The 12,658-nt window shown below is 65.5% G+C and carries 13 protein-coding genes; 10 read left to right on the top strand and 3 right to left on the bottom strand.

Annotated features, from left to right (window positions below; all coding sequences use genetic code 11):
* The 7 genes from AC1DD3_RS09535 to AC1DD3_RS09505 all read left to right on the top strand — a co-directional run.
* The coding region (locus AC1DD3_RS09535) for an enolase C-terminal domain-like protein (protein ID WP_476881499.1) at positions 1 to 396 on the top strand (396 nt) is incomplete at its 5' end.
* Between the two features lie 70 nt (positions 397 to 466).
* Positions 467 to 2,737, top strand: coding sequence for a gluconokinase, GntK/IdnK-type (locus AC1DD3_RS09530; RefSeq protein ID WP_476881500.1), 2,271 nt, complete (start codon positions 467 to 469; stop codon positions 2,735 to 2,737).
* A gap of 219 nt (positions 2,738 to 2,956) precedes the next feature.
* A complete protein-coding gene (locus tag AC1DD3_RS09525; RefSeq protein ID WP_476875029.1) occupies positions 2,957 to 4,204 on the top strand; it encodes an FAD-dependent oxidoreductase in 1,248 nt (415 codons plus the stop codon).
* A 78-nt stretch (positions 4,205 to 4,282) separates the two neighbouring features.
* Entirely contained in the window at positions 4,283 to 4,864 is a 582-nt protein-coding gene (gene pyrE / locus AC1DD3_RS09520) for an orotate phosphoribosyltransferase (protein ID WP_230118690.1), read from the top strand.
* Positions 4,865 to 4,949: 85 nt separating this feature from the next.
* Positions 4,950 to 5,732: a GAF and ANTAR domain-containing protein gene (locus tag AC1DD3_RS09515; protein WP_230118691.1), complete on the top strand. Its 783-nt coding sequence runs from the start codon at positions 4,950 to 4,952 to the stop codon at positions 5,730 to 5,732.
* Positions 5,733 to 5,822: 90 nt separating this feature from the next.
* Positions 5,823 to 6,233 carry a hypothetical protein gene (locus AC1DD3_RS09510; RefSeq protein WP_230118692.1) on the top strand — a complete coding sequence of 137 codons (411 nt, stop codon included), beginning with the start codon at positions 5,823 to 5,825 and terminating at the stop codon, positions 6,231 to 6,233.
* A 58-nt stretch (positions 6,234 to 6,291) separates the two neighbouring features.
* A complete protein-coding gene (locus tag AC1DD3_RS09505) occupies positions 6,292 to 7,332 on the top strand; it encodes an alpha/beta fold hydrolase (RefSeq protein ID WP_476881498.1) in 1,041 nt (346 codons plus the stop codon).
* Positions 7,333 to 7,339: 7 nt separating this feature from the next.
* Here the strand turns inward: AC1DD3_RS09505 and AC1DD3_RS09500 are convergent, their stop codons facing one another.
* Positions 7,340 to 8,170 (bottom strand): HAD-IIA family hydrolase, encoded by an 831-nt coding sequence (locus AC1DD3_RS09500; protein ID WP_230118694.1) that lies wholly within the window; start codon positions 8,168 to 8,170, stop codon positions 7,340 to 7,342.
* 52 nt (positions 8,171 to 8,222) lie between these two features.
* Here AC1DD3_RS09500 and AC1DD3_RS09495 point away from each other — a divergent pair, with 52 nt between their 5' ends.
* The 3 genes from AC1DD3_RS09495 (at position 8,223) to AC1DD3_RS09485 (ending at position 10,543) form a co-directional block, all read left to right on the top strand.
* The gene (locus AC1DD3_RS09495; RefSeq protein WP_476875034.1) at positions 8,223 to 8,906 is read left to right on the top strand and encodes a TrmH family RNA methyltransferase; all 684 of its coding nucleotides are present in this window, start codon (positions 8,223 to 8,225) and stop codon (positions 8,904 to 8,906) included.
* Positions 8,907 to 9,098: 192 nt separating this feature from the next.
* A complete protein-coding gene (gene fbaA, locus AC1DD3_RS09490; protein ID WP_230118695.1) occupies positions 9,099 to 10,118 on the top strand; it encodes a class II fructose-bisphosphate aldolase in 1,020 nt (339 codons plus the stop codon).
* Positions 10,119 to 10,120: 2 nt separating this feature from the next.
* Complete coding sequence (locus AC1DD3_RS09485; protein ID WP_230118696.1) at positions 10,121 to 10,543, top strand: DUF3151 domain-containing protein; 423 nt, start codon at positions 10,121 to 10,123, stop codon at positions 10,541 to 10,543.
* A gap of 130 nt (positions 10,544 to 10,673) precedes the next feature.
* On the opposite strand, the gene AC1DD3_RS09480 is transcribed toward AC1DD3_RS09485, so the two are convergent.
* Positions 10,674 to 11,669, bottom strand: coding sequence for a patatin-like phospholipase family protein (locus AC1DD3_RS09480; protein WP_230118697.1), 996 nt, complete (start codon positions 11,667 to 11,669; stop codon positions 10,674 to 10,676).
* A 311-nt stretch (positions 11,670 to 11,980) separates the two neighbouring features.
* Positions 11,981 to 12,616 carry a uracil-DNA glycosylase family protein gene (locus tag AC1DD3_RS09475; RefSeq protein WP_230118698.1) on the bottom strand — a complete coding sequence of 212 codons (636 nt, stop codon included), beginning with the start codon at positions 12,614 to 12,616 and terminating at the stop codon, positions 11,981 to 11,983.
* Between the last annotated feature and the right edge of the window lie 42 nt (positions 12,617 to 12,658).

Below are 12,658 nucleotides of genomic sequence, written 5' to 3'. Positions count from 1 at the left end.
TCCATCATCAAGGAACAGCTGATCGACTACGTCCGGGCGGCCTCCACGCACTTTGGCGGGATCTCGCCTTTGAAGAAAGTCATGGACTTCGCCGCGCAGTACCAGATCAAGTCCGGCTTCCACGGCCCCACCGACATCTCCCCGGTCGGGTTCGCCGCGCAGCTGCACGTGGGCCTGGCGATCCACAACTACGGCATCCAGGAGTACATGCAGCACTCGGACGCCACCAACACCGTGTTCGAGCAGTCCATGACGTTCACCGACGGGTACCTGCACCCGGGCGACAAGCCCGGCATCGGCGTCGAATTCAATGAGGAAGCCGCGGCCACCTACCCGTACCAGCAGGCCTACCTGCCCTACAACCGCCTGGTCGACGGCACCGTCCATGACTGGTGAGGCACCACTCGTGACACAGTCTCAGTCAGCCGCCCCCGCCGAGGCTCCCGCCCGTCCCCAGGTCATCGTCATGGGGGTCTCCGGCTGCGGCAAGACCACCATCGGTGACCTCGTGGCCCGCGAACTGGGTGTGCCCTTCCTCGACGGCGATTCCCTCCATCCCGTGGAGAACGTCGCCAAAATGGCAGCCGGAACTCCACTGACGGACGAGGACCGCTGGCCCTGGCTCGCCACGGTGGGCTCTGAACTGGCAGCTGCCAAAGGCGGCTTGGTTCTTGCCTGCTCGGCCTTGCGCCGCAGCTACCGGGACGCGATCCGGGCGCAGGCGCCCGACACCGTGTTCCTGCACCTGCACGGCAGCAAAGAGGTGCTGAGGTCACGTACTGAAGGCCGTTCCGGCCACTTCATGCCGCCTGCCCTGCTCGATTCACAGCTGGCCACGCTGGAACCGCTCGAAACGGACGAAGCCGGAACCGTCGTCGACATCGCCGCCCCGGTGGACCAGGTGGTGGCCGAGGCGCTGGCCGGTATTGGCGCCGTCGCCGGTTCCGGGACTCCGGCGCCCAACGCCGCCGGTGCCGACGGCACGGCGCCCCGGCAGTTCGACGTCGACCTTCAGGCGGCGCCGTTCAACCTCGACGACGACGCCGTGGCGTGGGTGGATTCCACGATCGCCGGGATGAGCCTCGAGGAAAAAATCGGCCAGCTGTTCATCAACCACAACAACGACTACTCCCCGGAGTACCTTGACGGGGTCCTGGACAACTACCATGTGGGCGGCATGCGCTACCGGCCCGGCCCCTCGGCGGCCGTGCAGGAACACATCCGCTACGCCCAGTCCAAGACCAAGGTGCCCCTGCTGGTGGCGTCCAACCCGGAAATGGGCGGTGCCGGCAGCTGCGACGACGGCACCTTCGTGTCCACGCACCTGCAGGCCGGCTCGCATCCGGACAAGTCCATCGCGCGGCAAATGGGTCAGGTGGCCGGCGTCGAAACCGCGGCGCTGGGCTGCAACTGGGCGTTCGCGCCGATCGTGGACATCCACTACAACTGGCGGAACACGGTCATCTCCACCCGGGCCTTCGGCAACACCCCGGACATCGTGGTGGAGCGCGCCAAGGAGTACTTCGACGGCATCAGCGAGTCACCCACTGTCTGCGCCATGAAGCACTTCCCCGGCGACGGCATGGACGAACGCGACCAGCACGTCGTCACGTCCTACAACACCCTCGGCTACGAGGAGTGGGACCGGAGCTACGGGCACGTGTACCGCGAAATGATCGGGCACGGCGTGCAATCCATCATGGTGGGACACATCGGCGCGCCGGAACTCACGCGGCGTTTCCAACCGGGCACGGCAGACAAGGACATCCTGCCCGCCACGCTGGCTCCGGAGCTTCTCCAGGACCTGCTGCGCGGCGAGCTGGGATTCAACGGACTAATCCTCACTGACGCCTCGCAGATGATTGGCCTCACCCAGGCGATGAAGCGCAGGGACCTTGTCCCCGCCACCATCGCGGCCGGCTGCGACATGTTCCTCTTCTTCCGCAACCCCGCGGAGGACTTCCAGTACATGCTGGACGGCTACAAGTCCGGCGTCATCACCGAACAGCGCCTGCATGACGCGCTGCGCCGGATCCTGGCCCTCAAAGCCAGCCTGGGGCTGCACCTGAAGGCTGCCGCCGGGCTTGTCCCGCCGGCAGAAGCACTGGCTGTGATCGGCAGCGACGCCCACCGGGCCATCGCGGCCGAGATCGCGGACAAGACCGTCACCCTGGTCAAGGACACCGCCAACAACCTGCCCATCACCCCGGAAACGCACAAACGGATCCGGCTCTACGGCATCGCCGGCGGCGCGGATTTCACCCGCGCTGACCCGCTGGCTTACCTGGACACCGTCAAGGCCGAGCTGGAAAGCGCCGGCTTCGAGGTGCATCTGTTCAAGACGGCGGCCCAGCGCGAGACGGCGGGAGAGACCGGCGTGAACTTCATGTCGGTTATCTCCGAGGAGGCCACCGGCGACTACGCGGACAAGTACGACGCCGCCTTTGTGTTCGCCAATGTGAAGGGGTTCGCGCAGGAGGCAGCCATCCGGATCAAATGGTCCACCCCGATGGCCGCGGAAATCCCGTGGTACGTCACCGAGGTCCCCACCGTGTTCGTCTCGCTCAACCAGCCCAACCACCTGATTGACGTGCCCATGGTCAAGACCGCCATCCACGCCCACGCCGGAACGCCCGAGGCCATTCGGGCGACCATCGAAAAGATCCAGGGAAAGTCCGTATTCCAGGGGACGTTCAACGACAACGTCTTCTGCGATTCATTCGACACGAGACTTTAGGGCCGGATTTTCGCTAGGTTTCCGGCCTGGTGATGCGGAAACGGACCGGCGCTGAGGGGATCCCAGCAGCGCCGGTCCGTTTTTGCGTCCCGGGACTCATTTCGCAGCGAAAAACATGTGCAGAGCGGGAACCACGTGCGCAGCGGGGCCGCCGGCCGGGCCAAAATGGCGTAGTGAATACCCGTGCGGCAGCTACCCGTTACGGCGTAGCGTTGGCTCATGGAGACAACGGGATGCGTCGTGGTCGGCGGAGGGCCGGCGGGCATGATGCTGGGGCTCCTGCTCGCGAGGGCCGGTGTGCAGGTCACGGTCCTTGAAAAACACGGCGACTTCCTGCGCGATTTCCGCGGCGACACCGTGCACGCATCCACCATTCGCCTCATTGACGAACTGGGCCTGGGCAGCGAATTCCGCGAGCTTCCGCAAAGCCGCCTTCGCAACGTCGCCTTCCCCGTTCCGGGCGTCGGCCTGGTGACGCTGGGTGATTTCTCGTCGCTGCGGCCGCCGTACAACTACATCGCCATGATGCCGCAGTGGGACTTCTTGAATTTCCTGGCCCGTGCCGCGGCGGAGGAGCCCACCTTCACGCTCCGTATGGAGCACACCGCTACATCGCTGATGTTCGACGGCGGCCGCGTCACCGGCGTCCGCTACCGCACCAGCGCCGGCGTCGAGGGTGCCATCCGGGCGGACCTCGTGGTCGCGACGGACGGCCGCCATTCCGTGTTGCGCCAGGCCGCGGGCCTGAAACCACGGGAATTTCCGGTGCCGTTCGACACCTGGTGGTTCAAGCTTCCGCGCTACCCGTCGGAACAGGGGGAAGTGGCCGGGATCGTTCCCGCATTCAAGGGCAGGGAGGCCATGATTGCGCTGTTCCGCGACGATTACTACCAGATGGGCTATCTCGGCCCCAAAGGCGCGGACGCCCGCATCCGCAGCGAGGGCGTGGACCGGTTCAGGGAACGCGTCGGCGCCCTCAGGCCCGACTTGGCGGACCGGCTGGACGCCATCGGTTCGCTGGATGACCTCCACTGGCTCGACGTGCGGCTCAACAGGCTCCGGCGCTGGTACGTGGACGGCATGCTCTGCATCGGAGACGCCGCGCACGCGATGTCTCCGGCCGGCGGGGTGGGCATCAATTTGGCCATCCAGGATGCCGTGGCCGCGGCGGCCCACCTTGCGCCTGCCCTCTTGCGCGGTCAGGTGAGCCTCAAAGAGCTCCACGCGGTGCAGCGGCGCCGGCAGATGCCTACTGTGGTGGTCCAGACGGTCCAGCGGATGATGCACCGTGCCGTGTTTGTTCCGTTGTTCACCGGCAGGAGGTCCGGTGCCCCGGCGTTCGTGCTGTTTATCGCCCGGCACGTTCCGGCTGCCCGGAGGGTCATGCCGCGCCTCATCGCCTTCGGGCCCAGGCCAGAGCACGCACCCGGGTTTGCCCGGCGGCAGGAGCCCCGGGCAATGGCGTAGCGCGGCGCGGGCGGCTGCGGGTTCAGGGTGCGCCGGAGGGGCACCGTCACAAACTGGCGAGCCACTAAACTGGAACCCATGACTGCCACGACGGACTCTCTTTCCGCCCCTGCTGCCCGCGCCCGCCTGCTTGAACTCATCAAGGAACTCGCCGTGGTCCGCGGCAAGGTCATCCTGTCCAGCGGCGCCGAGGCCGACTATTACATCGACCTGCGCCGCATCACGCTCCACCATGAGGCCTCAAAGCTCGTGGGGCAGGTCATGCTGTCCCTGGTCGACGACGCCGGCATCGACTTTGAGTGCGCGGGTGGACTGACGATGGGCGCTGACCCCGTGGGTACCGCGCTCATGCACGCCGCCAGCGACGCCGGCCGCACGGTCGACGCATTCGTGGTCCGCAAGGCACAGAAGTCCTACGGCATGGGCCGTCAGGTAGAGGGACCGTCCGTTGAGGGCCGCAAGGTCCTGGTACTGGAGGACACATCCACCACCGGCGGCTCTGCGCTGACCGCGGTCGAAGGTGTCCGGAAGGCCGGCGGCAATGTGGTGGCCGTTGCCGTGATCGTGGACCGTGACACGGGAGCCAAGGAAAAGATCGAAGCGGAGACGGGCGTTCCTTACCTGTTCGCGTTCGGCAAGGACGAGCTTGGGCTCAGCTGAACGGCTGCTGCCGGTGGACGGCTGTTGCCGGGTAATCTAGTATTTGCGTACCCCGCATCAGTTTCCCCATCTGGAGTACCCCGCCATGCGCACGACCGATCAAGCCCTGAGCAGTGTTGAGCAGATCCAGAATCTTATTCTGGAGAGTGCCGACTTTGAGGCCTTCCTTAACGAGCTTGCCCGGTACTCCGCGCACCAGGTGGCAGGAGACGGTGACGATGCCCTGTGCGGGATAACGCTCCTGCGCGACCGCAAGGCGGCCACCATCGGCTGGAGCAGCGATTCAGCCCGTGAAGTGGACGAGATCCAGTACTCGCTGTCCCAGGGACCGTGCCTGACGGCCGCTGAGGAAGAGCGGGAGGTCCACGTCCCTGACCTCTTCGACGAGGACCGCTGGGGCCCGGACTACGCTAATGCCGTCGCCTCACACGGGCTGCGTTCCGTCCTGTCGCTGCCGTTCAACCTGCAAGGTGACGCCAAGGCCGCGCTGAACCTCTACTCGGACGTCCCGCGCAAGTTCGACGAAAAAGCGGCAGCCCGGGCCAGGGGATACACGCGCGAGATTTCACAGGCACTGCGCCTCGCCGTCAGGTTTTCGCTGCATACGGACAGCGCCACCAACCTCCGTGCCACGCTGGAATCGCGGACTATCATCGATATCGCCGTGGGTATCGTCATGGCGCAGAACCGATGCAGCCAGGAGGCCGCCGTCCGCATCCTCAGGGACGCGTCGAGCAATAGCAACGTCAAGCTGCGGGACATCGCCAAGTCCCTGGTGGATTCCGTGGGCGGGGCGGGCGCCCGCACGCACTTCGAAGAGCCGGGCCAGGGGAATACGCGCGGACCGGGCCAAAGCCAGGCCGGCTGATCCGCCCCGGCGCTTGTGCTGCGGTCCCGCGGAGGGATAGTCTGGCCGAGGTTGAGCCGTCGGCCATAGACACCCTTTTTTGGAGTACCTATGGACAACCAGCCTAATTCCCTCGCTAAGATCGACGATTCCTCGGACACCGTCCGGATCGACGTCCGGGGGAGCCTCACGCAGGATTCCCGTCCTGATCTCCTCCATGAAATCCGGCGCGTTCGCCGGATGGGCGTGACCTCGCAGTCGGTGGCCGAGTCCCGTCCGGACTTCACCGCCCTTATGTATCCGGAAGAGCTGGCTGAAACGCTGGAGGCCGCAGCCGTCCGCCCGCTGTCCAGCTATTCTTCCGAGGAGCTGCTCGCCGCCAGCGACTCCGTCTTCGAACTGCTGGACGATCCCTCCGGTCATGCCGGGAACGAACTCCTCGCGCAATACGACGCCATTGTTGAGGAACTCAACCGGCGCGAGCTCTGCAAGGCAACGGCGAAGCAGGCCGCAGGCAGCTGACCGGACCGCGGCGCCACAACGTTGCCCTAGCCAGTGGAACTGTGCCTAGGGTAGATGAGTGCCGTATGAAGTATCCGCAGGTCCGGAGCCGCGGCCGGGTGGCGAGGCTACCCGGCTGCTCCGGCATGCCTCCGACCTGAAACAGTTCTCCCGGCGTAGCTTCTTCTCCGGGGCGGGGGCGGCTTCGGTCTTGGCGGCGGACATGCTGCTGACGCAGCGGATCCAGGCGGAGCGCCAGGTCCACAAGATCCTGGTGGTCGAGGACGATTTCGCCCAAAGCTACTTCCCGAACTCCAGCTGGATCCTGTTCCCGGGCTACAAGACCAGCTGGGAAGAGGCGCAGTGGATCCTGAACTCGCTGCGCGGAACCCTACGGCAACGCGGCCAGCTGGCAGCGGTCGGCTACTCGAACCTCGGGCTGGACATCGATCAACTGGTCATCGCCGTGATCGAGCATGTCCGCGCCCGGAACCTGACCAAGCTCTACTTCTACGGCCACAGCTTCGGCGGCATGGTGGCCACGCACGTGGCGGCCCGGCTCCTTGAGCTCCACGGCGTGGAGGTGGCCTTCATCCTGCTGGACTCCAGCCCGTACAGCAAATTCGACGTTCTGGACCAAAGTTGGTTCGACGGCGTCGTGTTCCTTTACGAGAGCGGATTCCGGGTGCCGTCGGTGCTGCGTGGCGGCTACGAACTGGGCGAGCGCGTGGTGCACAAGAACGAGCGTACCTGGCGGCAGATCCTGGACCAGACCCTGGAGCAGCTGTCCCCGATCGCTCCGTCGAGCGTGCTGATCCAGACCGAATCCGCCTATATCTACCACTTCGACGCCACCCGGTTTGCCGACAGGATCGGAGGTGCCCGCATGGCCTACATCGGGAATCCCCAGGACCAGACCGTCAACTATCAGACTGCACGTCAGTCCTGGGCGCGGACGTTCGCAGCCAACATGGTGTCGTCCGATCTGCAGACTGCAGGGGCGCTTCCCGCACACGCCAGCCCGGGCTGGAACCCGTTCGTCTACCGGCCCATCCTGGCGGAGCTGCAGGACAGCATCTTCCCGCTGCCCGGAGGCGGCGGGAAGATGACGCCGTTTTAGCCAGACGTCAGATCTGGCTCTTGAGGTCAGCCACCGAGTTCAGGATCTGGTTGGGCCGGAACGGGTAGGCCGCGATGTCGTCCTTGTGCGTGATTCCGCTGAGCACCAGCACGGTGTGCAGCCCCGCTTCCATCCCGGCGATGATGTCCGTGTCCATCCGGTCACCGATCATGGCGGTGGTTTCCGAGTGGGCATCGATCTGGTTCATGGCCGAACGGAACATCATGGGATTCGGCTTGCCCACAATGTACGGTTCGCGGCCGGTGGCCTTGGTGATCAGGGCCGCGATGGCTCCGGTGGCCGGCATGGGGCCGTCCTTGGACGGGCCCGTGGCATCCGGGTTCGTGGCGATGAAGCGGGCCCCGGCCAGGATCAGGCGGATCGCCATGGTGATGGCCTCGAAGGAATACGTCCGGGTTTCGCCGAGCACCACGAAGTCCGGGTTCTGGTCGGTGAGGATGAAGCCTGCCTCGTGCAGCGCCGTCGTGAGTCCTGCTTCGCCAATCGTGTAGGCGCGGTTTCCGGAATCGGAGCCCTGCACCTGGTCCTTCAGGAACTGGGCGGTGGCCAGGGCCGAGGTCCAGATGTTCTCTTCCGGGATTTCCAGGCCCGAGGCCCGCAGCCTCGCCGCCAGGTCACGGGGCGTGAAGATGGAGTTGTTGGTCAGCACCAGGAAGCGCTTGGAGGTGTCCACCCAGCGCTGGATGAGTTCGGCGGCGCCGGGAACTGGCTGGTTTTCGTGGACGAGGACCCCGTCCATGTCGGTGAGCCAACACTCGATTTCCTGCCCGCTGCGATACACCGCGGCCGATTCCTTGACCTGGTCCGATTCTGCCATGACTACCTCCGCCGGTGATGATTGCTTCCGGAGCCCAGTCTAGTGTTGAGGAGTGACTCAAACGCCCGGAACCCCGCCAGAACCGCAACCAGCTTCAGAGGAAACGCCGGAACCAAAGGCGGAGGTCGGCGTCGGGCCCTGGGAAGGCGTGTGGCCCGAAGGTGACCACTGGGACCCTGACCTGTTGGCGGACGGCGACCGCCGCAACGTCGTGGACAAGTACCGTTACTGGAAGCACGAGGCCATAGTGGCGGATCTGGATTCCAAGCGGCACGAGTTCCACATCGCCATCGAAAACTGGCAGCACGACTTCAACATCGGCACTGTGGTGCGCACCGCCAACGCCTTCCTCGCCAAAGAGGTCCACATCATCGGACGACGCCGGTGGAACCGCCGCGGGGCCATGGTCACCGACCGCTACCAGCACGTCCGCCACCACCCCACCGTGGAGGATTTCGTGGCGTGGGCCCGGGGGGAGGGGCTGGCGATCATCGGGATCGACATCTTCCCGGATTCGGTGCCGCTGGAAACCTACGAACTGCCCCGCAAATGCGTGCTCGTCTTTGGCCAGGAGGGCCCCGGCCTGACCCCTGAAGTGCACGAGGCCGCGGAGGCCACACTGTCCATCGAGCAGTTCGGCTCCACCCGCTCCATCAACGCCGGGTCCGCGGCGGCGATTGCCATGCACGCGTGGGTGCGCCGGCACGTGTTCGGCCAGGGCTTCCAGTTGCGCTGAGATGGCGGTTCGCATGAGTGTCCGGCGGACTGCCGGCAAGCGCCATCTGGCGTGCGAATCGAGCCAAGTGTTACCCGGCCGCGTGACCCGAAACACGGCCGGTGCGCAGAAATGGCTAGGATGGTTCCTAGCCGACGAGGTTCACTCCAGGGTCAACACAACCCGCAGACGAAATTCACTTTAGGAGTCAGCATGCCCATTGCAACCCCAGAGATCTACGCCGACATGATCGACCGCGCAAAAAAGGGCGGCTTCGCATTCCCGGCGGTCAACGTCACCTCCTCCCAGACCCTGAACGCTGCCCTCCGCGGTTTCGCCGAGGCTGAGTCCGACGGCATCGTCCAGGTTTCCACCGGCGGTGCCGCGTACTGGTCCGGCGCCTCCACCAAGGACATGGTGGCCGGTTCGCTGGGCTTCGCCGCGTTCGCCCGCGAGGTTGCCAAGAACTACAACGTCAACATCGCCCTCCACACCGACCACTGCCCCAAGGACAAGCTGGACGGCTTTGTCCTGCCGCTGCTGGCAGCGTCCGAGGAAGCCGTCAAGGCCGGCAAGGACCCCATCTTCAACTCGCACATGTGGGACGGCTCCGCCGAAACCCTCGACGAGAACCTGCGCATCGGCCGCGATCTGCTGGCGCGGGCTTCCGCCGCCAAGATCATCCTCGAAGTTGAAATCGGCACCGTGGGCGGCGAGGAAGACGGCGTCGAGCACGAGATCAATGAGAAGCTGTACACCACCGTTGAGGACGCCCTGGCCACCATCGAGGCCCTCGGCTCCGGCGAAAACGGCCGCTACATCACCGCCCTGACCTTCGGCAACGTGCACGGCGTGTACAAGCCCGGCGGCGTGAAGCTGCGCCCGGAGATCCTCAAGGACATCCAAGCCCAGGTCGGCGCCAAAATCGGCAAGGACAACCCGTTCGACCTCGTGTTCCACGGCGGCTCTGGCTCCTCCGACCAGGAAATCGCCGACGCCGTTTCCTACGGTGTGATCAAGATGAACATCGACACCGATACCCAGTACGCCTACACCCGCCCCGTAGTGGACCACATGCTCCGCAACTACGACGGCGTGCTGAAGGTCGATGGCGAGGTCGGCAACAAGAAGCTGTACGACCCCCGCGTCTGGGGCGCCTCCGCCGAAGCCGGACTGGCTGCCCGCGTTGTGGAAGCTGCCCAGCAGCTCGGCTCCACCGGCAAGACCTTCTAACTATGTCCGACGAATTCCGCAAGAACCTGATGGGTCCTGAGCCCACGCTCCTGCCTGCCGAGACCGAGGTCAACGCACAGCTGGACGCGGGCCAGGAAGCACTGGATCTGGTGGAAAAGCACCCGACGTCGTCGCTGCTCTGGGCCGTGCTGGCCGAGGAAGCCTGGGCCGACGGCCGCACCATCGACTCCTACGCTTACGCCCGCGTGGGTTACCACCGCGGCCTGGACTCGCTCCGCCGCAACGGCTGGCGCGGCGTCGGGCCCATCCCGTGGGAACACGAGCCGAACCGCGGCTTCCTGCGCGCACTGTACTCGCTGGGGCGGGCTTCTGCCGCCATCAACGAGGCCGAGGAGCCGGAGCGGATCGAGAAGTTCCTCAACGACTCGGACCCGGCAGCCAAGGCAGCGATCGAAGCCAGGTAGCCAAAGCAACGCGGGGTCACTTACGCCCCAATCCACTTTGATGGATTGGGGCCTGGTGACCCCGCGTTGTCGGCATCCGAGGCGTTAGCAGTTCTCATCACGCCTACCGAGTCGACTGATTTCGAGGGCGTCAGCGCCAGAACTCAGTGAGCTGCCCGGCAAGGGCTCTGCCTTGGTTGTAACCAGCCCGCGCAGCGGGCGGACGCAGCGACAGATCCATCGCACTGGCGCCGAACATGTGCTCGGAGTTACTATCCGGGAAGATCGTTTCGACTCTGCTGCCGCGTGCGCGTAGTTCGTCGACCTGTGTTGCGAGATGCAGGCCCCAGTCCGCCGGAGTCCGTGATCTGCCGCCGAATGGTGACAGCACCAGCACCCGTGCGTATCCGGCTGCCAGATCGGCATTGTCGGCGTTGGATCGGTAGCCGCCGTCGATGTATCGGCTGCCGCCGATGCTGTAGGCGAAACCACTGGCACAGCTGGCGGCCACGGCGTCCACCAGGTCGACCCCGCTGTTGCCGTCGAACACGACCGGGTCACCGGAATGGGCATCGACCGCCGTGATGAACATTCTCCGCTGCGGCCAGAGCTGACTGGGAAGCCGAGCGGCGACGGTAGCGCGCCACCGCGTTTGCCCGGAACCGTCCGACGCCGCATCCATGTCGAGTGCCGCCGCGCCCATTCTGCGGCGCATGTCAGCCGCATCCTCAGCGGCGGCGATGATCTTCCCCGTTCGCTCCATGTGGTCCGCCGCCGGCCTGACCGGAACGCGTCCTCGGTCGGATCCGACCGGACCGGTTCGTTGCTGGGGCGCCGCGGCAAGGATGGCGGCAAACAGTTCGGCCGGGGTCGCGCCAGCTATCTGTGCCGCGGCCGTCGATCCGGCCGACGTCCCGATGACCAGGTCGGCCTCGGTCACATCCAGCCCGGCATCGAACAAGCCGGCGATGGCGCCGATCAGCCACGCGTTGCCTGTCGATCCGCCGCCACCGAGGACCAATGCCCGCTCGCCCGCGGCGCGCACCTGCTTTGTGGCGTCGTCCTGCGGCTGATCCTGGTCGGACCTCGGCCGGTCGGAGGCCGTCGTCGAGGTGAAGTGCAGTCTTGAAGAAGGTGTTGTGTTCATGGGAGTCGTCTTTCGCGAAATTGCCTGGCGGGCGCTCCCAGCTGCGACTACTTCAGTCGCGCGATCGCGGACTGCATGGGAGTGCCCATTGCGATACTGCGTACATGGGTCTCACCTCCTGCCGATTGATCACGATTACCGGAAAGCTATCACGGCGGCGACGCGGTGGGCAACCGGCATTATGCCGGTTGTCGTTTGGCATTCGAACGCCACACCCTCATCTGTGACGGGCCCCTTTTAAGCACGACGGCGGGCGGTCGCCTTTCCCCTGAAAGGTGACCGCCCGCCGTCGTACTTTGAAGCGTAAGGCGCTAGCTGGCGGCCTTCGCCAGGCCGGTGCGGGCCATCGCGTCCGCGTAGACAACGTGCATCTCGTCGAGATACTGCTGCTGGCGGGCAGGCGTGCCGGCGAAGGCACGGCCGCTGAGCGAACGGACCTTGTAGGTCTTCAGGCCGCGGCGCCAGAGCAGGGGCACCTCGGTCTTGAGCAGCAGGCCGGCCAGCCGGTTGGCCTCCGTGCCGTGAGCCACGATCACGGACGCCCGGGGCACGAACGCCAGGAACTTCAACAGCGGCTTGAGTCCGGCCGAAATCTGGTCCGGGGTGAACTTGCCGTTCGGCTCGCCAGGGACATGCCACGGGTGCACATTCCACGGCATGACGTACTCGGGCCGGAGCCCGAGCTTCCACTGCACGCCGAGCATGCGGGCGGCGGCGTCGTCGTCGCCGGGCGTGATGAAGCCCGAGGGCGAGGAGGTACCGATGTTGGAGTAGAGGCTGATGATGCGGCATTCGTCGACGTCGTGCATGGGGTCGACGTAGGGCACCTGGGTGCCTGGCTTGGTGTTCTGCAGGGAGTCGCACAGCTCATTTACGGCTGCGACGTTGGGTTCGTAACGGCGGCTCAGAAGTTGTTCACGGAAAGATTCAGTAGCCATGGCTGTCATGTATTGCTGTGTCTCCTGCGGGGATCGGTCACGCTGCCTCCC

The sequence above is a fragment of the Arthrobacter sp. 05T444 genome, from assembly GCF_056395905.1.
The sequence above is the reverse complement of the archived record's forward strand: the minus strand, read 5'-3'. Positions and strand labels throughout refer to the sequence as shown.

Excerpts from the sequence above, each read along its gene's own strand:
- pyrE (WP_230118690.1), top strand. The coding sequence starts at position 4,283 with ATGACTGCCACGACGGACTCTCTTTCCGCCCCTGCTGCCCGCGCCCGC.
- AC1DD3_RS09485 (WP_230118696.1), top strand. The coding sequence starts at position 10,121 with ATGTCCGACGAATTCCGCAAGAACCTGATGGGTCCTGAGCCCACGCTC.
- AC1DD3_RS09530 (WP_476881500.1), top strand. The coding sequence starts at position 467 with ATGGGGGTCTCCGGCTGCGGCAAGACCACCATCGGTGACCTCGTGGCC.
- AC1DD3_RS09475 (WP_230118698.1), bottom strand. The coding sequence starts at position 12,616 with ATGACAGCCATGGCTACTGAATCTTTCCGTGAACAACTTCTGAGCCGC.
- AC1DD3_RS09480 (WP_230118697.1), bottom strand. The coding sequence starts at position 11,669 with ATGAACACAACACCTTCTTCAAGACTGCACTTCACCTCGACGACGGCC.
- AC1DD3_RS09510 (WP_230118692.1), top strand. The coding sequence starts at position 5,823 with ATGGACAACCAGCCTAATTCCCTCGCTAAGATCGACGATTCCTCGGAC.
- AC1DD3_RS09515 (WP_230118691.1), top strand. The coding sequence starts at position 4,950 with ATGCGCACGACCGATCAAGCCCTGAGCAGTGTTGAGCAGATCCAGAAT.
- fbaA (WP_230118695.1), top strand. The coding sequence starts at position 9,099 with ATGCCCATTGCAACCCCAGAGATCTACGCCGACATGATCGACCGCGCA.
- AC1DD3_RS09525 (WP_476875029.1), top strand. The coding sequence starts at position 2,957 with ATGGAGACAACGGGATGCGTCGTGGTCGGCGGAGGGCCGGCGGGCATG.
- AC1DD3_RS09500 (WP_230118694.1), bottom strand. The coding sequence starts at position 8,170 with ATGGCAGAATCGGACCAGGTCAAGGAATCGGCCGCGGTGTATCGCAGC.